This is a genomic window from Nonomuraea diastatica (assembly GCF_004349015.1).
In the GTDB taxonomy this organism is placed as follows: domain Bacteria; phylum Actinomycetota; class Actinomycetes; order Streptosporangiales; family Streptosporangiaceae; genus Nonomuraea; species Nonomuraea diastatica.
The window spans coordinates 61,517-81,736 of the sequence record NZ_SMKP01000009.1; the positions used below are offsets into that span (position 1 = coordinate 61,517).

Here is a 20,220-nt window from a genome sequence, read left to right on the forward strand (position 1 = left end):
ACGCTCAGGATGAGACCGCGTAACGGGCGGCGATCGCGGTGGCGCGGTTGCGCAGGGAGGTGCGCAACCACTGTGGGGCCACGGCCTCCGCGTTGGTGCCGAGCTGCCACAGCGCCCATTCGGCGTGTCGTGGATCTTGGAAGGTCACCTCCATCCGCAGCCGGCCGTCCGCGTCGGGTTCCTCGGTGCGGACGGCCAGCGCGGTGCTCACCAGGTCCTCCCGCCGCTCCGGGTCCACCCGTGCCAGCACGGTGACGTGGTCGCCGCCGGTCCGGAACTGTGTGCTGCGTTGCCGCCAGACCTGATCGAGATCGACCCGGTTCGGTCGCTGTGCCGGTTCGGAGAGTTCCTCGGCGGCCAGCACCCGCGACAGCCGGTAGGTGCGGTCCGCGCCAGACCTCGTGGCCAGCAAGTAGCCCCGGTCGCGTACGGTGACCAGGCCGATCGGGTCCACCGTACGCCACTTCGGGGTCTGGTCCACGGCCGCGTAGTGGATGCGCAGCTTGTGTCCGGCGAGCACCGCACGCCGGACCTCGGCCACTATCGCGTCAGGCACCTCCTCGGCGACCATCCGGCGCGAGAGGAGGTCGGTCTCCGGGTCGATGAGCAATCGCTCGGCCGCGCCGGCCGCGGTGTCCCGATAGCTCTCGGGGAGCGCGTCGACCACCTTGAGCATCGCCGAAGCGAGCGCCGAGCCGAGGCCGAATGCCTGCGCGCCGCGCCGCGATCCGGCGATCAGCAGGGCAAGGGCCTCATCGTGGTTCAGTCCGGTGAGCTCGGTACGGAAACCGGGCAACAACGCGAAACCGCCGTGCCTGCCGCGTTCGGCGTAGACCGGGACGCCGGCCGCGGACAGCGCCTCGATGTCGCGCAGCACGGTGCGGGTGGACACCTCCAGTTCGCGGGCCAGCGCGGCCGCGGACAGCCGACCGTGCCGCCGCAGCAGGAGCACCAGTGAGACCAACCGGTCGGCGCGCATACGGAGAAGCTATCGGAATACACGACAAAGGATGTCGTGATTTGCCGGGAGGCTTATCCACACGACGTCACAGATGGCGGCTAACGGTACCTACTCTCGATGAAACGAATGGAGCTGTGGCAATGGAGCGAACGGCAGTCAACCCGTGGGCGTGGTCGGTGGAGATGGGCTACAACCAGGGTGAGATCGTCTCCGGGCACACCCGGACGCTTTACTGCGCCGGGCAGACCGCGATGAGCGGCGACGGCAAGCCCCAGCATGACGGCGACATGGCGGCGCAACTGGCGCTGAGCCTCGACAACCTGGAGGCCGTGCTCGGCGAGGCCGGCATGTCCCTCGCGAACCTCGTCCGGCTCAACGTCTACACCACCGACGTCGATCTGCTCTTCCAGCACTACGGCGTGCTGGCGTCGCGGTTGGGGGCCGCCGGGGTGGCGCCGACCAGCACGATGCTCGGCGTGACACGGCTCGCGATCCCCACCCTGATGGTCGAGCTTGAGGGAATCGCCGTCGCGTGATGCGACCTCGCCGCTTCCGGCATCCCCGACTAAAGGAGACATTCGCACCTGCCGAACGGCAGTAGTGGCGGCCTCCTCTGCACGCCAGAGTACCGGCATGTCACTGACCACCATCACTCCCGTGTCGGTTCACCACAACGCCTGGTTTCCCGGGCGTTTCATCGGAGGCGGCGCCCTGGTGCTCGGGCCGCTCCTGTGGTTCGCCGGGCTGACGCTGCGCCACCTCGCGCAGAGCACGGCCGCGTTCACACCGCAGCAGCGGGCGTACTTCGCCACGCAGCCGTTCGCCGCGCCCGAGCAACTGGCCGCTTACGCCCTGAACCCGGGGCTGGCCACGGCCGGGTACGCCTGTTACACGGCGGGCGCCATCGTGTTGTGCCTGGCCATCGTCGTCCTGGCCCGGGTGGCTGCCGCACGCTCGCCCTGGCAGGCCCGCCTGGGCGGCGCGATGGTGGTCGTGGGGCTGTTCTCGCGCCTGTACTGGGCGGGTGTGGACGAGACGGCCCTGCAGCTCATCGGGACTCTTGGGCTGGAGCGGACGACCGAGATCGTCATGGACCTGTACGTGGACATCTCCTACGGGCCCTGGCGAGTGCCCGTTTCGGCGGCCTTCGGTCTCTATATCGGGACAATCCTCCTCGGTCTGGCCGCCTTCCGCTCGGGCACGTTCGGCACCGGGCGGCTGGTGTTGTTCCTGTTCTCGGGCTGGCTGTGGACCGGTGTGCTGAAGAGGAGCGAGCTGATCGACGGCGTCCTGTCGGGCGCCGCCCTGTGCCTGGTGCTCGTGCCGCTGGGGATCAAGGTGCTGCGCGATGCCGTGCCGGAGTTGCGCACGCAGGCCGAGGCCGCCGGGGACAGTGCGCCGTTGCGGGTGCTCAGCTGGTGATTGACCGCTCCGGGCAGCGCGTAGATCCGTTGCGTGGTCTCGGGACTCTGGCCAGGCCGGCAAGGCGATCACAGCACGAGCATGAGCTTGCCGCCGGGCCGGCGGGACTGGCTGAGCTCGGCCGCCTCCTGGATCTGGCCGAGCGTGTAGGTGCGGGCGACCGATACGACCAGGACGCCTTCGCCGGCCAGCCGGGCGAACTCGCCCATCAGGTCGTAGCGCATGTCGATGTGGGTGATCCGGGCGCCCAGCTCGGCGGCGGCGGCGAAGTCCGAGACGGTGAGAACGCGGTCGGGGTCCCCGGTCAGCTCGATCAGGGTCGGCAGCGAGCCACCGGCCGGGCTGGGCTGGTCGGCGCGGTCGACCCGGCCACCGGTCGGGACCGTGTCCAGGGCGCGGTCGACGCGGTCTCCGGCCAGCGCGGCGACGCGTTCGGCCATGCCGTCGCCGTAGCCGGTCACCTGGGCGCCGATCTCTTCCAGGGTGGCGGCCCGCGTCGGCCCGGCGGTGGCGATCACCGGGCGCCACGCCGTCTCGGCCGCCATCGGCAGCGCGGCGGCCTGCTCGGCGGTGACGCCCTCAGGAATGCGTGCCCACACCGCCATCAGTGCATACTCGGCGGCCCCGGCCGTCGGGCCGTCGAAGGTCGCCGGGCCGAGCACATGGTCGCCGACCTCGGCGCCGGTGACGCCCTCACCGAGTGCGTCGACGGTGCCCACGACCTCGAGGCCGAGCCCGCGCGGCAGCGGCGGCAGCCGGTCGGAGAAGAGGCCGTCGACCGCCGCCCAGTCGGCAGGGGTCAGGCCGCACGCCCGCACGGCGATCCGGATCCGGCCGGGCCCCGGCTCCGCTTCGCAGGGGTTCGAGCGCACCTCGGTCGCGCAGATCGCGCGCGCAGCCGGTCTGACCGAGCGCTCCTTCTACCGCTACTTCCCCGACAAGCGGGAAGTCCTCTTCGCCGGCAACGAGCTCCAGGCCCACCTCGTCGCCCAGGTCGAGGCGGCAGACCCGGGCCTCACGCCGATCGAGGCGCTGCTCGCCACGCTGGGGACCGCCGACGAGATCTTTCGCCCGCGCGAGTTCCTGCTGCGCCGCGTCACGGTCATCGCAGCCAGCCCGGCACTGGCCGAGCGCGATCTGATCAAGCTCGCCGACGCGCCGACGCGCTGGCGCGGGCGCTCGAGCGCCGCGGCGTCGAGCCCGGCGAGGCACGCTTCATCATCGACGTGGCGATAGCGATCTCCCGGCGCGCCACATCCCGCTGGCTGGCCGACCCGGAAGCAACCCTCTCCGAGCTCGTCGCCCAAGCCGCCGCCGAGCTGTGCGGAGCCGTCGCGCCGCTGGCCCCGACAGTCCGCTGAGCCGGCCGCAAACAGGAACAGCGCCCACCCGGCCGACGAGAAACACTCATGACTGAATCATCCTCACTTGTAACGCCTCAATCACTATGAGTTGATCGCGACCGTTATGGCGCCCTCGATGCCGAGCAGTTGGGGATCGGTGACGCGTCGCAGGTCAAGAAGCAGGTTGCGTACGCCTTTGATGTCGCGCCGGTAGGGCTCCTCGACGTCGTAGGCGCGGATCTCACCGGTGTAGATCGACACCACGACGCAGCCATCCACCGGCCGCCTTGATCGCGTACTGGACGGACGAAGCCCCAGAGGAACAACCGCCTCTGTAAAGCCTGAAAGTGAAAGAGGCTCCTTGTGCAACTTTGGCAACTAAAGCATGATCATAGTGCGGGCGGACTTTTGAGGAGATCGTCATGGTTCTGAGTGATATCAGCGAGTTGTTGCAGGTCATGACGAGGGCCTGGCAGTCGGTAGGCGACGACAGGGACATCCGCCGACTCGAAACGATGGCCGAGGCGCTGGACAGGACCAAGGCAGACCTGCAGAAGGTGCACGACCGCCTGCCCCCCAAGGCTGACGGCCACCGCTGGACCGGTGCGGCTGCCGATCACGTCAAGGATATGGAGTACCGGCATCTGAACCGCCAGGAGCTCGCCGGAGCGGTCGCGAACCTCAAGAACGGATCGCTCGTACTCCGCGAGGCGGCCAAGGCGTCCGCCGCGTCCAGGCAAGCCATGATCGACATTCGCCAGATGTTGTGGACGAACATCAAGATCTCCGCCGCCATCGCCGCCGGCATGGGCGCGCTGGGCCTCTGGGCGCGTTGGGCGATGGTCGCGCGCGCGTCGGGAAGCGCGGCCGTGGCCACCAGCGCGGTCGTCAGCAGGCACCTGCTCGCGCTCCGCGGCGTCGGCAGCGCGCTCGGCAAGATCGGCCGGGTCATGGAGCGACTGCGCCTGATGCGCGGGCTCTCGCGTTTCGGGAACACCATGACCGCGATGGCCCGGAGCCCGATCATCCGCGGGGTGCTCCCGAAGGGCCTCGCTCCGTCGCCGAAGACGACGCTCGCCGGCTCCTTCTTCCGCCCCGCGTGGTCCTCGATGGCGAACTACTGGGGCATGGGCGCCTTGTCCATGGCCGGAGGCTGGGTGGCGAACGGCTTCGGCAATCTGACCAACGGCCAGGGTTTCGTGACCCAATGGGGCGGCTCGTACGTCGCGCTCGCCAAGTCAGGGCAGATGGTGGCGGGGCTGTCGGCGGCCACCCGGCTCGGCGCGGTCACCAACTGGATCGGCAAGAGCCCCAAGAACAGCATGATCATGGACGCGGGCATGGGTGTCGTCGCGACCGCGAGCCCGCAGTTCCTGATCGACCTCAGCCAGGGCAAGCCGCTGAACGAGGCGCTGCGGAACGCGGCGATCTTCTCCTCGGTCGGTGGCGTCTACAACACCGTCGCGGGCGCGACGCTGCGCAAGATTATCCCCGGTGGCAGCAATCCGGGGCTCACGCTGGCCCTCGGATCGTTCGGCTCCATCGCGTCAGGGGCGGCGCTGCGCGCCATGGTGCCGCTCGACAGCCGCCCGATGCCGGACTACTCCATGCGACCGTCGATGTACGACACCACGTACGGCAGCCCTGGACACCCCGGCGTGCAGGCCCCATCGGTTCGCGAGTAGGTCACCGTCCGGCCGTCCGAGACCCTGTCGGGCATCGCGGCGCGCGTGCATGGCGACGCCGCAAGTGGCGGACCATCTGCGACGCCAACCGTGATCTCATCGGCGACACCCCTGACACGCTCGTCTCCGGACGGCGGTCGGCCATCCCCAACCCGACACCTGAGGCAAGTGCGGCCAGGACGCCGGAGGCCGCCGACCACGGGAAACCGGTGGCCGGCAGCCGGCCCTGCGCCTACGCGAGATCGTCCTCGATACGCCGGATGACCTCGTTCAGCCTGGCCTCGCTCTCCTCCATGGCGCGGCTGTGGGCGTCGACGATCCCGTCGAACCCCCGTCGCGAGCGCCCGGCGAAGGCGTCAAGCGACGGATCTGCCGCGTCGAGCACGCCGGACATGAGCCGCTCCCGTTGCGCGTCGCTGTCGTCCTGCGCCCGCCGTATGGCCACCATCAGCTCATCAGCCAGATCACCGCTGCCCCGCTTCATGACGCGGGGGTTGAGACGGATGCTCAGCACGCGCCCGGACACGTCGGTGGTGACGCGCACGTGCCCGCCGACGCTCTCCCCCTCGCCGACGATCGCGTCGAGTTCCGCCTTGGCGTCCTCAGCCCGGCGCGCCGCCCGCTCCACGGCGTACGTGGCGTTGTCCAAATCCTCGAATTTGAACTCGTGTGTCATCGTCGACCAGCTTCACAATCCACTGACCAGAACGCTCCGCGCACCGCCGGCACGCCGGTCAGCCGCCGAGTTCGGCGGTCTCGTAGTTGCGTTCGGCGGTCTGCAACGTCCTGCCGGCGCCGGCAAAATTCGCCTTGAGCGTCGACATGTAGCGGACCATCTCCCCGTAGAAGCTGGCGTACTGGTTGGCCGTCTCCTCAGAGTCCTTCGGAAGGAGGCCGAAGGTCGTGGCCTCCGCCTTGGCGTTTTCCTGGAAATCATCCAGGGGTCTCGCCAGCGCCCGTGCGGCGACCACGTAGTCGTCGCCGGACAGGTGCAGCTGGCGATGCTCGTAGCTGAAACCCTGTCCAGTCATACCGCCCCCTCTTGAGGGTGTGCCGCCGCTCACCGGTGCAAGTCGACGAACGCTTGAGTCCAGCAAATGCGCAATAGCCCCGAAGTGATCCGTTAACCCAGAAGTTACATAACACACGACGGCCCGTCATCGGGGTGATCGTCACAAATCAATATCGACAAGCCGGACTATCCAACAACCGGCCGCTTCCGGCGGCGGTGTGACCTCCGCACCCGGAGGCGTATGGTTTTCTGACCTGGGCGTCTGGGAGCAGGAGGGAGGAGGGTGGGGGCAGACCAAGTACGGGAGAAAGGGATAGTCATGTCGCTGACCAGGGCGATCACACGGCCCCACGCGTGACGTCGTCGAGCGGGTGATGGCGAGCGTGCTGGCGGCCCGCGCCGCGGGGCGGGCCGGTGTTTCATAAGCCCTCGCTTATGAAACACCTGGACGATCACTCCTCCCTGATCACCCTCAGCGCCGACGACTGCGGTCATCGGACTGGCGTACGTCCGATGTCGAGAAGGTCGGAAACGTACCGGCGGAGTTTGCGCGGGTCGTCCAATCGCGAAGTGACGCTGGGCGTGATGAGCAGCGAGATCGCGAGTCTGGCCTGCCACTCCACGACGATCTTCGGATTGATCGCGTTGACGTGGTCGCGTTCGCCGCGTTTGATGTGCGGGCTCATGAACGCCACGACGCGCTCGAACACGGCGTCGGCGTTCGTGGTGAGCCAGGGGAGCGCGATCTGTGGCTCTTCGTGCAGGATCTTCTGCAGCAGCGCGTGTTCCCGTGCGTAGGTGACGGCGTACACGACCGTCTCGATGAATCGCTCGTGTAGCGAGCCGTGGCGGGCGAGCACGGACTGTGCTGCGGTGAGAAACCGGTCGAGTTCGCGGTGCAGCAGTGCCTCGATGACCGCCTTCTGGTCGCCGATGTGTTTGTAGACGGTCGGGCGGGACACCCCCGCCCGCTCGGCGATCAGGTGGTGGATCCGGGCCGTCGGCCCAGCCTGCAGCAGGCACTCTTCGGCCGCGTCCAGGATACGCTGCTGGATCTCTTCGTCAGTCATCTGATGTCTCGACTCCAGAATCAGGTGTGCGGTCATCGTACCTGCTCAGCGCTTACAAATCCTGTCCTTATGTAAGCGCAGCCATTGACGGCGGTCCGCGCAGCCGTTTACGTTTAAGCCTCGAACGTAAGCATAGGACGGTTGAAGAGCCAGGAGAGCGAGCATGCGCCGTACGGTCATGGAAGCCGATCACGAAGCGTTCCGATCGGCCTTCCGCGAATTCGTGAACAAGGAGATCGGGCCCCGCCACGACGCGTGGGAGCAAGCGAAGATCGTGCCCCGTGACGTATGGGAGACGGCAGGGGCACACGGGTATCTGTGCATGAACGTGCCCGAGGCCTACGGCGGCGGTGGCAGCGACGACTATCGCTTCCTCGCCGTGGTGAGCGAGGAACTGGCCCGCGCCGGCGCGTCCGGCGTCGGGTTCCCCATGCACACCGACATCGTCGTGCCCTACCTGCTCGCCTACGGCACCGAGCAGCAGAAGCGCCGCTGGCTGCCCGCGATGGCCGCCGGCAAGGCGATCGGCGCCCTCGCCATGACCGAGCCCGGCGCGGGCTCGGACCTCGCCGGCATTCGCACCACCGCACTGCGCGACGGCGACCACTACGTGCTCAGCGGGCAGAAGACCTTCATCACCAACGGCATCAACGCCGATCTGGTACTGGTCGCGGCCCGCACCGACCCCGACGAGCGCCACGACGGGCTGAGCCTGTTCGTGGTCGAGCGCGGCATGAAGGGCTTCACCCGGGGCCGCAACCTCGACAAGATCGGCATGCACGCCCAAGACACGGCCGAGCTGTTCTTCGACCAGCTACGCATCCCCGCGACGAACCTGGTGGGACAGGAGGGGCAAGGGTTCGCCTACATGGTGAACAGCCTGCCCCAAGAGCGCCTGGTGGTGGCCGTCGGCTCCGTTGCGCTCGCCGAGGCCGTCCTGGAGCGGACCACTGGGTACTGCCGGGAACGCACCGCGTTCGGACGACCGATCGGCACGTTCCAGCATTCCCGATTCACGCTCGCCGAGATGCACACCGAGGTGGAGATCGCTCGCGTGTTCGTCGACCGCTGCATCACCGCGCATTTGACGCGCGAGTTCGGCGTCACCGAAGCGGCCATGGCCAAATGGTGGACCACCGACCTGCTCAACCGGGTCGTCGACCGCTGCCTGCAACTCCATGGCGGATACGGCTACATGCGCGAACATCCCATCGCCAGGGCCTTCGTCGACGCCCGCGTGCAGTCCATCTACGCCGGCACCAACGAGATCATGAAAGAGATCATCGGCCGCACGGTGACCGCCTGACCTGTCTGTGAGGACCCGACCGATGCCCCCATCCCACCGCCAGGCACGGCGAACCGCGACCACTTGCGGCAAGCACCGCACGGCGATCGAACTCCTGGCCACTGCCGCCGCCCGATTCGCCCAGACAGGTCTCGCCGCCCCAGACAGCCGACTCGAGAGCTGGTGCCGGGGTGTCACCGAGATCCACACGCAGCGCAGAACATTCGCCGCACATTGGCGCCGCCACAACGCCCAAGCCCTGACCGGCAGCGGGCCGCTGTGGGTCGTGCTCGGCGACTCCACCGCCCAGGGACTCGGCCCCCCAGACCCGTGGCACGGCTACGTCGGCCAGACCCTGACCGAACTCCACCGCCGCAGCGGCCTCCGCTGGAGAGTGCTCAATCTGTCACGCTCGGGCGCGCTCACCCGCGACGTACTCAACCAACAGCTTCCCCGGCTCGCCGAGCTGCCCGCCACCCCGCAGCTCATCACCTGCGGCATCGGCGCCAACGACATCCTGCACGCCCCGCCACCCCGGCTCCGCGCCGATCTGCGCGCCCTCATCCACGCCGTCCCCGACGGCACCATCATCCTCGACCTGCCCCTTCCCACCGGCTTCTGGGGAATCGTCGGCCGGCTCAGCACCACCTATGTCAGACAGACGAACCACGTGATCCACGCAGCCGCACGCCAACGAGGACTGCCCATCGCCGAGGTCTCCACCCTTTTCATCCCGCCATGGAACGACAAGTTCTCCCCTGACCGCTTCCATCCCAGCCAGATGGGCTACACGAGCTGGGCCGAGGCACTCCTTCGAGCTATCCCGCCCACGTCATGAGCCCAGTGGCTATGTAAGTGGATCTAGGAGGGAGCACACCCATCGTGGCCGTGCGCCACGCTGGGCGGGGTCTGCGTGATCGGCCCTGGTGCGCGACATGACTGTCCCCTTCTCTCGTACTTGGTCTGCACAACACGGCCATCAGGCGCCATCGTGTCGGTCCGGTGGCGTACAACGGCCTCATGGACACCTTCGACGTGATCGTGACGGCTCGTTCCAACGGCGAATTGAACTCCGAGCAGTTCGACCGTCAAGTGGCGATGGTCAGACCCGTGATGGCCTGGGATCCGGACACCACGCTCTGGCGCATCCGGCTGAGCGGCTCACACGCCGAGACCCTCAGCAACGTCCTCAACACCCTGTTCGAGGCCGCACGCGTGTACGGAACCGCGATCACGGTGCGGCTGGTGACGGCAGAGTCGGCGGATGGGGTTGTGGCATCTGGCTGACATCGGCAGGGCCGCGAGACGGGGTCTCGAACTCAGCCAGCCCCTCACCCACTCACCGTGAAAGCTGGGTCAATTCAGGTCTTCGGTGATCGTCCAACTGCGGCTACCGCCGATCTTGGCGAGCTGCCGGCGTAGCACCGCGATCCGCTCACGCGCGTCCGGCCCCGCGATCCCGATCGTGATCCGCTCATCGCTCGCGTGATAACTGGTCCGCCGATCGCCCGCCGCGACCCTGCACGCCGCATTGATAGCGGCTCGCAGCCGGACCACTCTCCGTGGATCACCCTGCCCGCCGAACCCTTCGATCGTCACGGACGAGAACAGCGGCGCCAGACGCAGGCCGTCCCGTCGCTGGACAGCGTCCAGCTCTTCCTGATCGGCACTCAGATCCTTCAGGATCCTGTCCCGGTCGGCCGATCTGATCGGCCTGCGACCGAGCCAGTCAGGCCAGCCATCGGGCCGAGTTGGCACCACCCGCACTGGCTCGAACGGAGGCAGCGCAGCCACCTCACCGGCCTTGTCCTCAGCATCGGCGGCCGCGCTGTCGCTCAACAAGTCTCCTCGTGCCACGCCCGCGTGACAGCTCGTGATCCTCTCCCGATCGTAGCGGTCGTTTCCAGGCTGATCACCTACAGATAGGACAGGCGTATCGCATCGTGGGCGGCCTCATCCACCCACGCCCGTTCGCAACCTGCCCGACCTGCGGCGGGAGGCTTACCGTTCAATTCCGGCTGGATAGTCCCAAGACCCCAGCATCGAGCCTTGATCCGCCAGCGCGTCGGGCTCACCTACGATCAGGCGCAGGCCCGCAAGGTCGCCGACGAGGTGATCCGGACCGAGGCCGCCGCGAAGAACGACCCTGCCGACCTGATCAACACCGCGTTGGAAAAGCTGGTGGAGACTGGGCTGGAGCTGCCCGCGTTCTCGACGCTGGACGCGATGGCCTCGGCGCTGCGCGCCGAGGTGAACACGGTCATCTGCGGGGGAATCTACGAGTGGCTGAGCGAGGCGCACCGCGAGCGGCTGCTGAAGCTGCTGACTGAGCGTGGCCCGGACGGCAAGACGCTGTTCAACCGGCTCAAACAGAGCGCCGAGCTGGCCAGCTGGTCGCATTTCAAGAACCTGGCCAAGCACCTGGCCTGGGTCGATGGCCTGGGTGACAGCGCGGTGTGGCTGCAGGAGGTGGCTGCGGGCAAGGTCACTGCGGGCCATCCTCGGGGTACTCCGCGACGACGGTGATGACGACAGGCGGGGCCCGTACCCCGGGCTGGGGCAGATCGACGAACTGGCCGCCAAGGCACGCGAGGCGGGACTCGACCTCAAGCTCGAGGAAACCTCGCCCGCAGCCCCGTTGCCCAGCGCGGTGGAAAGTGCCGCCTACCGAATCGTTCAGGAATCGATCACCAACGTGGTCCGCCACGTCGGCCCCACTCGGGTGACGGTAGCGCCGAACTCCGGGATCGAGGCCCTGGAGATCCGCGTGATCGATGAGGGACGCCGTTCCGCCCCAGGTCATGACTCCACGAACCCGCACCTACCGGCCCCGCATCCGACCTTCAGAGGGGATCACGAATCGTACGTCGGTCAGGTGCTCCGACAGTTCCCACAACCGGCCGCCGACCTGGGGATCGGTGGCAGCGGACGCTAGCTGGACCCGCTTGGGCGCGCCGCGCAGTTCGGCCACGCCGCCGGGGCCGATGAAGTGCCCGCTCTCGACGTCTGGGGCGGTGGCCGCGTACATCTGGGGAAGCGCCCCATGGGCGGGGGACTGGGCGAGAGGCGCGAGAATGCGGCCGAACAGAATCTTCACCATGCCGACCGGCGCGCTGGTCTGGAGGTTGGTGGAGGTGTAACCCGGGTGGGCCAGCACGCTGCGCACCGCGCTGCCGGCCGCGGTGAGCCGCCGGTGGAGCTCCCAGCCGAAGGCGGCGTTGGCGAGCTTGGACTGGTTGTAGAACCTCATCGCGATGCTCGGCAGGGACCTGTTCGAGGACGCGTTGCACGGCGTCCGGGAGCCAGACGACAAGGAGATCGCCGACCGGGCTCAGGTCACGGCCGATCAGTTCGTGAAGCTGCTGGACAACGGGGTTGGGTGAGGACAAAGTCCACCAGCCGTCTGCCCACATTATCGGCCAGTCGCATGCCCGCCCCGATGACACCTCGACCGTCAACTACCACCTCGCGCACCTGTCGGCGCTGCTCTCCTGGAGCACCGCGCAGACCCCCGAAGGGTTGCTGCGCCACGGCGACCCGCCATGCAGGTCCCCCCGCTCGCCGCGCAGCCCCAAGCGCTGGCCGACGCCCAAGTACGTACCGTGGTGACGCCGCCGCGAGGCTAGGACAGGTCGTTCCAGGTGTGATCATCGGGGGTCTGGAGTGCGACGACGAGGTCGGACGTGAGGGCTGTGCCGGTCGGCGCCCCGTCCGTCTCAATCCGGAGGCCGGGAGGCATGTACAGGTGGTCACAGCCGTTGCCATGACTCCTCCTGCCGGCGTGTAGATGACCAATCGGTCTCGGGCATGCCCGCGATCGTAAAGGTGGTGGCAGCCGGGATTATCTCGTCAACCTCGTCCAGCCGCTTCGAGAACGGCCCGCCTCGCGGCCCATGCGCTTCTTCGTACAGTCCCGCTCTGCGGTCTATGACGTTTATGGGCTCGCGTGTGTGAGCCGCGTGTGTGCCGGCCTTGCGGCTGCCGAAAGCCGGGTGTCGAGGAGGACACGCACCGCACCCCCCACACGAGGGCCGAGCCCAGCAGGTGTGCGACGGTGACGGCCTCGGCGAGGCCGGTCGCGATCTGCGTCAGGCCGATGAGTCCCTGAGCGAGGAAACGCGGTGAGGAACAGTGTGATGCGCCAGTGCGCGGTCGAGCGCGGCTCGCTCCGGGTCCTGGCCCACAGGGCGAGGGCGAGGGCGAGCGTGGCGACGGCCGCGTGCAGCCAGGCCATCACGGTCCAGTTCAACGGCATGCGCGGCACGTCGGAGGAGTCTCCCGCGTGCGGGCCGGTGCCGGTGCCGGTGCCGGTGCCGGTGACGAGTGTGCCGGCCACGACCAGCAGCGCCACGGCCGCGAGCAAGGCCACCGGAAGGCGGCCCACAGGCGCGGAAAGGGGCCGGACGGGGCGGTCAAGCATCCCTGGTGCCAGACGACGGTGGTGGCCGTCAGGAGCACGGCGGCCAGGAAATTGGCGGCGACGAGGTAGGGGCTCAGCTGCGCCCACACGGTGAGCCCGCCGATGACCGCATTCAGAATGACGATCCAGAACTGTGTCCACCCCTATCGGGTCAGCGCGGGCACAGGGCGGCGTTGCAGCCGGGAAACGATGATGAACCAACTGACGGTGACGCACACGATGACGGACAGCAGTCGGTTGGTGAACTCGATCGCACCGTGGATCCCGAGCTCGGGCGTGGCGATAGGGAAAGGTGTCTCTCTGCTGTTCGATGGACCGCTGCGCATGGCGGAGACTGCCGGACATGTGATCAAGACTTGCTGGACGAACCGTGGAGGTAGGGAGCCACCGGGCCGGTGCCGAGACCCGGTGTGCGCACCTACGGCTTCAACGACGGCTTCTGATCCCGCCCGGCGATATCAGTCCTCCTCCCGGTGGTCTAGGCGAGCGCGGCAGCGACATGAAGAAGGCGGGTGCTGTCACAGCGCATGATGACCGGCGTTCTCGTGCGTCCTCATGCGCTGCCGTTGCCGATGCGGAGCGCTTCCTTCAGGAACACGCGGTACACGCTTGGCGTCCCGTCGGTGGTGATGACCTCGACGATGGAGCGGGGGTTGCGATCGTCGACGGCCTCGCGGATGAGTGCGTCGGCGAGGTCGCGGCGTGAGGTGAACCGGCCGACCATCTGCGGCGGGCCGACGGTGTAGTCGGTGACCGCGCTGGCGTCGAACAGTCCCGATGGGCGGATGATGGTCCAGTCGAGGTCGGTGTGGGCCACGATCTGCTCCATGCGGGCGGCGTCCTCGTAGAGTGGGCGCCCCATCTTGAGGAGCATCGGCACGATCACTTTGCGATAGATGAGGGTCTCGCCGGGTGGGGGTTTCATCGGCACGCCGGTGGAGGTGACACAGACCAGGCGCCGGATGCCGTGTGCGGTCATGGCCTCGGTGATGTGGGTGGCGGACTCGGAGAACGTGGTGGCGGCGGGGGAGCCGTAGGGGACGCCGAGCGTCGAGATCACCGCGTCGTGGCCGGCTACTGCCCGATCGACCGCTTCGGGATCGAGAGCGTCCGCCTTGATGACGGTCAGCGCGGGATCGCTGAAGGGAAAGTCCTCGGGATGCCGGGTGACCGCGGTGACCATGTGGCCCTCGGCGAGGGCTTGGGTGGTGGTGAGCCGTCCTGTGGGGCCGTTGGCGCCGAAGATCACGAGTTTCACGTACGTGCCTTCCATTAACTTAACGTCGATGGCTCAGTGGCCTTACGTCATCCATATTGATTATAGGCAACGTAAAGTATAGGCGGGTCATGGCGGAGGAACGGGGGCAGCGGCGCTACGATGGGCTGCGCCGCACCGCACAAGCGCTGGAGACCCGCGTTGAGATCGCCCGCGCGGCCCGCAAGCTCTTTCTTGCTCAGGGCTGGACGGAGACGACGGTGCGAGACGTTGCGCGCGAGGCCGGCGTGTCCGTACCGACGATTTGCTCGATCTACGGCAACAAGCTCGGACTGGCCCGAGCTTTGGCCGACGCCGCCGACTTGAGCGGCGACGTGCCGCAGATGCTGGCCGAGTTGGAGGACCCCATCGCGGATCCGGCGCGGCAACTACGGGCAATGGCCGGTTTCGACCGCCGGCTGTACGAGCGCGCGGGCGGCATCATCGTGCTTCTGCGGGAGGCCGGACGCACGGAGCCGGACCAGGGCACCGTCTACCGCGACGGTCGCCGTCGCGCCGACGAGACGCGTCTGCAGGTCTTCTCCTCCTGGCCGGAGGGGTGCTGTGCGGCGGGCTGGACGTGCAGACCGCTGCCGACATCTACGCGGGCATCTGCGTCATCGACGTCTACATCACCCTCACCGACGAGCGCGGGTGGCCGCCCGATCGCGTCGAGCGATGGAGGCGCGAACTGCTGGCCCGCGAACTGCTGAGCTGAGAGCTCCCGGGCGCCGGCCATCCGACGGTTCACCGTCCAGCGGCCGAACGGCGTTCATCGCTGGGTGGAAGCCACACCAGTCGCCCCTTTCGCCCCAGGAAGATCCACGGCGAGCGGCCGGGTCATGTCGGAGCCGGGCCCTGGGAGGGCCGAAGGGGTCACTGCGCGGCGCGCCAGACGGTGCCGCGGCGCTGGTACTCCAGCACCTCCTCGGCCAGCAGCGCGGCCTGCGGGCCGTAGAAGCGTTCGGCCAGCCACAGTCCCAGGTCGAGGCCGGAGGTGACGCCGCCGGAGGTGACCAGGTCGCCGTCGTCGACGACTCTGGCCCTGACGACGTCGCCGCCCCGCGCTCGAACGTCGTCTTCGGCGATGTGGTGGGTGGCGCAGGGGCGTCCGTCGGTGAGCCCGGCCGCGGCGAGCAGTTGCGTGCCGGTGCACACCGCGGCCAGGACGAGGCCGGGCCGGACGGCCGAGGCCAGTGCATGCGGTAGCGCGCCGCGGGTCATCTCGCGGTCCACGCCGGAGCCTTCGCCGTAGCCACCTCCGGGTACCAGGATCAGGTCCGCGGTGCCGGGCGACCAGGGGGCGCGGACGGTGATCTCGGCCCCGGACGCGGTGGTCACCGCTCGCGGGCCGTCGGCGGTGACGTAGGTGTGCCGTACGTGCTCCAGGACGCCGAAAACCGTGATCGGGCCGATGAAGTCCTGGTCCTCGACGTCGTCGTACAGGACGGTGTGCACGCTAAGAGAGCGCATGTGACCTCCGTAGGGCATGAGGGTGGGTGTATGAGTATGTTCGTGCGTGGGCGGAGTGAACAGTGGCTCGAATGCCCAATATGCGTAAGATCTGGCCATATGCGCATTGTTGCCGTTCTCGCCTTCGACGGGGTGGTGGCCTTTGACCTGACGATCCCCGCCCAGGTGTTCGCCGCCGCGCGGCACGCGGATCTGAGCCCCGCCTATGAGGTGCGGGTCTGCGCCGATCAGCCGCTCAACGCCACGGCCTGGGACCAGGACCTCTTCCAGATCTCCCCGAAGTATGGCTTTGGCGGCGCGCTGGACGCCGACACCGTGATTGTCCCGGGCGGCGACCCTGAGCGGCTGCCGGACCCGGAGGTGCTGCGAGTACTGCGCGCAGCCGCCGCTCGGGGCTGCCGGGTGGCCTCCATCTGCACGGGGGCGTTCGTGCTCGCGGCGGCCGGGCTGCTCGACGGCCGCCGCGCCACCACCCACTGGCATCTCGCCGATCAGCTGGCGCGAGACTTCCCCGGCGTCGAGGTGGATCCATCGGTCCTGTTCGTCGACGAAGGGGACGTCCTGACCTCCGCCGGAGTCGCGGCCGGGCTGGATCTGTGCCTGCACATGGTGCGCCGAGACCTCGGCGCGGCAACTGCGGCCGACGCCGCCCGGGCGATCGTCATGCCGCTGCAGCGCTCCGGGGGCCAGGCCCAGTTCATCGAGCACCGCGATCCCGAGGGTGACCCCGATGATCTCGCTCCGGTCCTGCAGTGGATGCTAGACAACCTGGACAAGCCGCTGACCCTGGCCGACATCGCGGCGCAGGCCGCCATGAGTACGCGCAGCCTGTCGCGCCGCTTCCGCGCCGGGCTGGGCATGACCCCGCTGCAATGGCTGCTCGACCAGCGCGTGCGGCGGTCCAGGGAACTGCTGGAGACCACTGGCCTGCCAGTGGAGCGGATCGCGCGGACGACGGGATTCGGCTCGGTCGAGGCCCTGCGGCACCATTTCGCCAGACAGGTCGGCACCAACCCGAGGGCCTACCGTGCGACCTTCCGCAGCCCCTGACGGCCCGTGCTCTTACACCAACTCGTCCGGGACCTCCCCGATCGCTCGGCGCCACATTGCCCCCAGATGGCAGCGACCCGAGCATCGATTCCTGAAAGCCCAGAGTCCATCGAACTGAAGGTACCCAGCTCCGACCACACGTCGGGGATGGACATCCGCGCGAACCCCTTGGAACCACATCCGCAGCAGCGCGACGAGCAGGTCGCGGCGCACCCGTTCCAGGGCGCAAGCGTAGGCCACGACGGTCTCCTGGGCGGCCGGCAGGTCCGGGTGCCCGGTCTCGTCGAAGGACAGCACCATGTCGCCGAGCCGGTTGTTGAGGTCCTGGACGAGCGAGACCACGGCCAGGGCCATCTGCTCGGGACGTGGCACCGCTGCCTGCTGGAGGATGACCGCCAGCAGGGGCGCGATCCGGGTCGGCGATGCCCGCGCGGCTTCTGCAGGACCACGGCGTTGTCGTCGGACTGTGCTCGATCTTGCGGAGGGTCGCTCGTGTTGGTCGATCCCTCGGTGCTGCGTCCCTGGTTCACCCCGGAGGGAGACCAGCAGTGAACATCGTCCTGGCTGTCTTGATGGCGCTGTTCTTCCTGAAGCGCCTGACCAAGTTCGCCCTGTGGCTGCTGGTCCCCTACAGCATCAGGATCAAGCGAATCTCCTCCTACTACGCCCGCGAACAGCGCATCATCGGCGTCTACGACACCGTCACGCTCTTGTGCGTCGTGGCAAGGTCCCCGCATCCTGGGGCCAGCGGGTGCGCGTGGTGATCGGTGAGATGTCCGACACCGACGCCATCGACGCGGCCGTCGCCGGCGTGGACGCCGGCGTCAGCGCGCTCGGGCCGATGCTGGACCGCAAGGCCACGGGCCTGCCCCTGGTGGCCGGGACCGGCCACATCATCGACGCCATGAAGCGCCACGGGGTACGCCGCTACATCGGCCACGCGACCCCGGCCATCCTCGACCCGCGCGAGAAGCCGACTCCCGTCACCCGGCTGACCGGCTTGTCGCGCTTCTCCCTGCCGCGCGCCTACCAGGAGATGGCCGGCATGACGAGTCAGATCATGAACGCCGGCCTGGAGTGGACCATCGTCCGCTTCATCGCCCCCAAGAACACCCCCAAGCAGGAACGGGTCCGCGTCGGCTTCTTCGGCACCGACAAGCTCGGCTTCGCCGTCAGCCGCGCTGACATCGCCGCGTTCACCGCCGCGCAGGTCGAAGACAAGACGTACATCGGCCGCGCGCCCGCTATCAGCAACTGAATCCCCGCCCGCAGAAGGAAGTTCTCATGACCATCGCGATCATCGGCGCCACCGGCAAGCTCGGCGGTCTCACCATCGACGCCCTCCTGGCGCGCGGCGTCGACGCTAGCGACATCCTGGCCCTCGGCCGCGACGCCGAGCGCCTCGCCGCGCTCGCCAGGCGCGGGCTGCGTACCGCTGTCGTCGACGTGAGCGATGTCGCCGGCACCGCCGCGACGCTCGCCAGCGCCGAGAAACTGCTCCTGATCTCCTTCGGCGGCCTGGGCGCCCGCGTGGCCCAGCACGGCAACGCCATCGAGGCCGTCCGCCAGGCCGGCGTGCCCCACCTCATCTACACCTCCGGCCCGCAAGCGCCCACGACGATCCTGCGGCTCGCGGCCGACCACAAGGCCACCGAAGAGCTTGTCACCGCCTCCGGCATCCCCCGCGACATTCCTGCGCAACGGCTGGTACACCGAGAATCACCTGCAGGACTTCACCGCCGCCCGCGAGCACGGCGTCATCGCCGACAGCATCGGCGCCGGCCGCATCGCCACCGCCCTGCGCAAGGAGTTCGCCGAGGCCGCCGCCGTCGTGCTCAGCACGCCCGGCCACGAAGGCCAGGCCAACGAGCTGTCCGGCGACGTCGCCTGGTCGTTCGAAGAGTTCGCCACCACCGCGCAAGAGCTGCTCGGCACGTCCGCGCGCTACCAGGCACTCACCTCCGAGGCCGGTAGAGGTGTCCTAGATCACCCTTTGAGGCGCCTGCTGGCAGCGCACCTGACACGTCTGACTACTAAGAGTCATGCAAGTTAACCATCGTATCGCCTGGCTCGTGGTCTCCTTCGACGGCCATCCGATCCAAGGCGAGATCACTTTCACCGTCACCACTCCGCCGCCGTCCGCAGCTCCGGCGCTGACCTCGTCTCCGTCCGAGGCGCACCGGCCACCTCGCCAGCGCCGCAACCTGCGACCGAGCAACCGCCTTCGACGACGCCGACCGTAGCCGTGGCGCAAAGCGAAGACGGCTCATGCGTGCCCGGATGGCTTTGGGTGGCCCTGGTCGTGCTGGTAGCCGTAGGTGGTGCTCTGCTGGTGGCAGGCCGCCGTCGCGAGGGCGGCTCCGGCAGCAGCACCTGAACCGCTCGGCGTGAGTGGGTCCGGACTCCGCTCGCGCCGACGCCGAACTCGGCTGAACCAGGAGACGGCGCGCCGCGCACCCCTTCCTACATGCGCCGAGTCACCCGATCCCTAGACATCGGCAATCGTGTGGGAGGATCTGGCCCCGATGAGTCCGTTCTCAGTGGTGAGGTGGGTGCGCGCGGCGAGTTTCGCCGCCACGTGCGCCGCCCTGGCCACGCTCGGACACGTGATCGGCGGAGGCTCCTTCGACCCGGCGGCGGCGCTGGGCGGTTTCCTGCTCCTCCTGCTACCCGCCTTGGCCCTGACCGGACGCGAACGCACGCTTGCCTCCATCCTGCCCGCGACGGCCGCGTCGCAGATCATCCTGCACACTCTCCTCACGCAGAGCGCCGATCGGCAAGCGGCGGCACATTGTGCGGAGATGGCCGGGATGGATGGAATGGTCCACGTGCATCCCACCATCTCGCCTGGCTTCGGGATGCTGCTCCTGCACGCGGCGAGCGTGCTGCTCACCTCCGTGTGGCTGCGGTGGCTGGAGGCGGGGTTGTGCGCCCTGGTCCAGCAACTGGCTGGCTGGGTGCTGCGCCCGCTGCTGGTGTTGTTCTTCCTGGCCGTCGGCTGGATCGCCACTGCGCCACGGCTGATCATGCATGCGCGCCGGAACGAGAGCGCGCGCATCCGGCTGTTCTTGAAATACGTCCTCGTGCTCAGGGGACCACCTGAAGGGCAGATCTGGCCCGCAGCGGCCGTGTGATCTGGTGATACCGAGCCTGCCGGTCAGGCTCGTCAGTCAAGCGTCAGCAGCAGTCAGCTGCCCGGGCGTGGTCTCGCCATGATCAATGCCGTTGCCTGCGGGTCTTCCGA

General features: G+C 68.3%; 29 protein-coding genes and 1 pseudogene. 19 read left to right on the plus strand and 11 right to left on the minus strand.

What is annotated here, in order from left to right:
• Window positions 1-4: 4 nt before the first annotated feature.
• On the minus strand, window positions 5-979 hold the full coding sequence (locus E1294_RS04870) for a helix-turn-helix transcriptional regulator (protein WP_132504875.1): 975 nt from the start codon (window positions 977-979) through the stop codon (window positions 5-7).
• A 122-nt stretch (window positions 980-1,101) separates the two neighbouring features.
• On the opposite strand from E1294_RS04870, the gene E1294_RS04875 reads away from it, so the two are divergent.
• Window positions 1,102-1,497 carry a RidA family protein gene (locus E1294_RS04875; RefSeq protein ID WP_132504877.1) on the plus strand — a complete coding sequence of 132 codons (396 nt, stop codon included), beginning with the start codon at window positions 1,102-1,104 and terminating at the stop codon, window positions 1,495-1,497.
• Between the two features lie 97 nt (window positions 1,498-1,594).
• A complete protein-coding gene (locus E1294_RS04880; RefSeq protein ID WP_132504879.1) occupies window positions 1,595-2,383 on the plus strand; it encodes a hypothetical protein in 789 nt (262 codons plus the stop codon).
• A gap of 68 nt (window positions 2,384-2,451) precedes the next feature.
• On the opposite strand, the gene E1294_RS04885 is transcribed toward E1294_RS04880, so the two are convergent.
• On the minus strand, window positions 2,452-3,201 hold the full coding sequence (locus E1294_RS04885) for an alcohol dehydrogenase catalytic domain-containing protein (protein ID WP_220447555.1): 750 nt from the start codon (window positions 3,199-3,201) through the stop codon (window positions 2,452-2,454).
• Between E1294_RS04885 and E1294_RS04890 the strand changes: the two genes are divergently transcribed.
• On the plus strand, window positions 3,095-3,619 hold the full coding sequence (locus E1294_RS04890; protein WP_220447556.1) for a TetR/AcrR family transcriptional regulator: 525 nt from the start codon (window positions 3,095-3,097) through the stop codon (window positions 3,617-3,619). The genes E1294_RS04885 and E1294_RS04890 overlap by 107 nt on opposite strands.
• Window positions 3,610-3,744: a hypothetical protein gene (locus E1294_RS57030; protein ID WP_281284366.1), complete on the plus strand. Its 135-nt coding sequence runs from the start codon at window positions 3,610-3,612 to the stop codon at window positions 3,742-3,744. The genes E1294_RS04890 and E1294_RS57030 overlap by 10 nt, the downstream gene beginning before the upstream one ends.
• 84 nt (window positions 3,745-3,828) lie before the next feature.
• Here E1294_RS57030 and E1294_RS52430 read toward each other — a convergent pair whose 3' ends face one another.
• Window positions 3,829-4,005 carry a hypothetical protein gene (locus tag E1294_RS52430; protein ID WP_165977089.1) on the minus strand — a complete coding sequence of 59 codons (177 nt, stop codon included), beginning with the start codon at window positions 4,003-4,005 and terminating at the stop codon, window positions 3,829-3,831.
• A gap of 143 nt (window positions 4,006-4,148) precedes the next feature.
• Here E1294_RS52430 and E1294_RS04895 point away from each other — a divergent pair, with 143 nt between their 5' ends.
• Window positions 4,149-5,411: a hypothetical protein gene (locus E1294_RS04895; RefSeq protein ID WP_132504883.1), complete on the plus strand. Its 1,263-nt coding sequence runs from the start codon at window positions 4,149-4,151 to the stop codon at window positions 5,409-5,411.
• A gap of 232 nt (window positions 5,412-5,643) precedes the next feature.
• Here the strand turns inward: E1294_RS04895 and E1294_RS04900 are convergent, their stop codons facing one another.
• The 3 genes from E1294_RS04900 to E1294_RS04910 all read right to left on the minus strand — a co-directional run bounded on the left by E1294_RS04900 (window position 5,644) and on the right by E1294_RS04910 (window position 7,493).
• On the minus strand, window positions 5,644-6,087 hold the full coding sequence (locus E1294_RS04900; protein WP_132504885.1) for a YbaB/EbfC family nucleoid-associated protein: 444 nt from the start codon (window positions 6,085-6,087) through the stop codon (window positions 5,644-5,646).
• A gap of 58 nt (window positions 6,088-6,145) precedes the next feature.
• Window positions 6,146-6,442 (minus strand): hypothetical protein, encoded by a 297-nt coding sequence (locus tag E1294_RS04905; RefSeq protein WP_132504887.1) that lies wholly within the window; start codon window positions 6,440-6,442, stop codon window positions 6,146-6,148.
• Between the two features lie 472 nt (window positions 6,443-6,914).
• On the minus strand, window positions 6,915-7,493 hold the full coding sequence (locus E1294_RS04910; protein WP_165977090.1) for a TetR/AcrR family transcriptional regulator: 579 nt from the start codon (window positions 7,491-7,493) through the stop codon (window positions 6,915-6,917).
• A 163-nt stretch (window positions 7,494-7,656) separates the two neighbouring features.
• On the opposite strand from E1294_RS04910, the gene E1294_RS04915 reads away from it, so the two are divergent.
• From E1294_RS04915 to E1294_RS04925, 3 genes are all read left to right on the plus strand, one after another.
• Complete coding sequence (locus tag E1294_RS04915; RefSeq protein ID WP_132504891.1) at window positions 7,657-8,799, plus strand: acyl-CoA dehydrogenase family protein; 1,143 nt, start codon at window positions 7,657-7,659, stop codon at window positions 8,797-8,799.
• Window positions 8,800-8,821: 22 nt separating this feature from the next.
• Window positions 8,822-9,616, plus strand: coding sequence for an SGNH/GDSL hydrolase family protein (locus E1294_RS04920; protein WP_132504893.1), 795 nt, complete (start codon window positions 8,822-8,824; stop codon window positions 9,614-9,616).
• 182 nt (window positions 9,617-9,798) lie between these two features.
• Window positions 9,799-10,065 carry a hypothetical protein gene (locus tag E1294_RS04925; protein WP_132504895.1) on the plus strand — a complete coding sequence of 89 codons (267 nt, stop codon included), beginning with the start codon at window positions 9,799-9,801 and terminating at the stop codon, window positions 10,063-10,065.
• Between the two features lie 69 nt (window positions 10,066-10,134).
• On the opposite strand, the gene E1294_RS04930 is transcribed toward E1294_RS04925, so the two are convergent.
• Window positions 10,135-10,617 carry a hypothetical protein gene (locus E1294_RS04930; protein WP_132504897.1) on the minus strand — a complete coding sequence of 161 codons (483 nt, stop codon included), beginning with the start codon at window positions 10,615-10,617 and terminating at the stop codon, window positions 10,135-10,137.
• A 183-nt stretch (window positions 10,618-10,800) separates the two neighbouring features.
• On the opposite strand from E1294_RS04930, the gene E1294_RS04935 reads away from it, so the two are divergent.
• Entirely contained in the window at window positions 10,801-11,304 is a 504-nt protein-coding gene (locus E1294_RS04935; protein WP_281284369.1) for a DUF4158 domain-containing protein, read from the plus strand.
• 295 nt (window positions 11,305-11,599) lie between these two features.
• On the opposite strand, the gene E1294_RS04945 is transcribed toward E1294_RS04935, so the two are convergent.
• Complete coding sequence (locus tag E1294_RS04945; RefSeq protein WP_220447557.1) at window positions 11,600-12,028, minus strand: SDR family NAD(P)-dependent oxidoreductase; 429 nt, start codon at window positions 12,026-12,028, stop codon at window positions 11,600-11,602.
• 4 nt (window positions 12,029-12,032) lie between these two features.
• Between E1294_RS04945 and E1294_RS57035 the strand changes: the two genes are divergently transcribed.
• On the plus strand, window positions 12,033-12,161 hold the full coding sequence (locus tag E1294_RS57035) for a hypothetical protein (RefSeq protein WP_281284367.1): 129 nt from the start codon (window positions 12,033-12,035) through the stop codon (window positions 12,159-12,161).
• The gene (locus E1294_RS04950; protein WP_132504901.1) at window positions 12,154-12,387 is read left to right on the plus strand and encodes a hypothetical protein; all 234 of its coding nucleotides are present in this window, start codon (window positions 12,154-12,156) and stop codon (window positions 12,385-12,387) included. Before E1294_RS57035 ends, E1294_RS04950 begins: the two co-directional genes overlap by 8 nt.
• 1,364 nt (window positions 12,388-13,751) lie before the next feature.
• Here the strand turns inward: E1294_RS04950 and E1294_RS04955 are convergent.
• A complete protein-coding gene (locus tag E1294_RS04955; protein WP_132504903.1) occupies window positions 13,752-14,456 on the minus strand; it encodes an NAD(P)-dependent oxidoreductase in 705 nt (234 codons plus the stop codon).
• Between the two features lie 89 nt (window positions 14,457-14,545).
• On the opposite strand from E1294_RS04955, the gene E1294_RS04960 reads away from it, so the two are divergent.
• Window positions 14,546-15,166 (plus strand): TetR/AcrR family transcriptional regulator, encoded by a 621-nt coding sequence (locus tag E1294_RS04960; protein ID WP_220447558.1) that lies wholly within the window; start codon window positions 14,546-14,548, stop codon window positions 15,164-15,166.
• A 163-nt stretch (window positions 15,167-15,329) separates the two neighbouring features.
• Here E1294_RS04960 and E1294_RS04965 read toward each other — a convergent pair whose 3' ends face one another.
• Entirely contained in the window at window positions 15,330-15,926 is a 597-nt protein-coding gene (locus E1294_RS04965) for a DJ-1/PfpI family protein (RefSeq protein WP_220447559.1), read from the minus strand.
• 99 nt (window positions 15,927-16,025) lie between these two features.
• On the opposite strand from E1294_RS04965, the gene E1294_RS04970 reads away from it, so the two are divergent.
• Entirely contained in the window at window positions 16,026-16,976 is a 951-nt protein-coding gene (locus tag E1294_RS04970) for a GlxA family transcriptional regulator (protein ID WP_132504947.1), read from the plus strand.
• Between the two features lie 12 nt (window positions 16,977-16,988).
• Here the strand turns inward: E1294_RS04970 and E1294_RS04975 are convergent, their stop codons facing one another.
• Entirely contained in the window at window positions 16,989-17,330 is a 342-nt protein-coding gene (locus tag E1294_RS04975; protein ID WP_132504907.1) for a hypothetical protein, read from the minus strand.
• Between the two features lie 194 nt (window positions 17,331-17,524).
• Here E1294_RS04975 and E1294_RS54310 point away from each other — a divergent pair, with 194 nt between their 5' ends.
• The 6 genes and pseudogenes from E1294_RS54310 (at window position 17,525) to E1294_RS04995 (ending at window position 20,110) form a co-directional block, all read left to right on the plus strand.
• Window positions 17,525-17,740 carry a hypothetical protein gene (locus E1294_RS54310; protein WP_220447560.1) on the plus strand — a complete coding sequence of 72 codons (216 nt, stop codon included), beginning with the start codon at window positions 17,525-17,527 and terminating at the stop codon, window positions 17,738-17,740.
• Window positions 17,737-18,234 (plus strand): NAD(P)-dependent oxidoreductase, encoded by a 498-nt coding sequence (locus E1294_RS54315; RefSeq protein ID WP_246082817.1) that lies wholly within the window; start codon window positions 17,737-17,739, stop codon window positions 18,232-18,234. The genes E1294_RS54310 and E1294_RS54315 overlap by 4 nt, the downstream gene beginning before the upstream one ends.
• A 26-nt stretch (window positions 18,235-18,260) precedes the next feature.
• Window positions 18,261-18,593 (plus strand): annotated as a pseudogene (locus E1294_RS55475) (NAD(P)H-binding protein); the annotation flags it as partial.
• Window positions 18,594-18,636: 43 nt separating this feature from the next.
• The gene (locus E1294_RS55480) at window positions 18,637-19,029 is read left to right on the plus strand and encodes a Rossmann-fold NAD(P)-binding domain-containing protein (protein WP_246082823.1); all 393 of its coding nucleotides are present in this window, start codon (window positions 18,637-18,639) and stop codon (window positions 19,027-19,029) included.
• Window positions 19,019-19,219, plus strand: a complete 201-nt coding sequence (locus tag E1294_RS57935) for a copper resistance protein CopC (protein WP_132504911.1) — start codon at window positions 19,019-19,021, stop codon at window positions 19,217-19,219. Before E1294_RS55480 ends, E1294_RS57935 begins: the two co-directional genes overlap by 11 nt.
• Before the next feature lie 282 nt (window positions 19,220-19,501).
• Window positions 19,502-20,110, plus strand: coding sequence for a hypothetical protein (locus tag E1294_RS04995; protein WP_132504913.1), 609 nt, complete (start codon window positions 19,502-19,504; stop codon window positions 20,108-20,110).
• The last annotated feature ends 110 nt before the right edge of the window (window positions 20,111-20,220 follow it).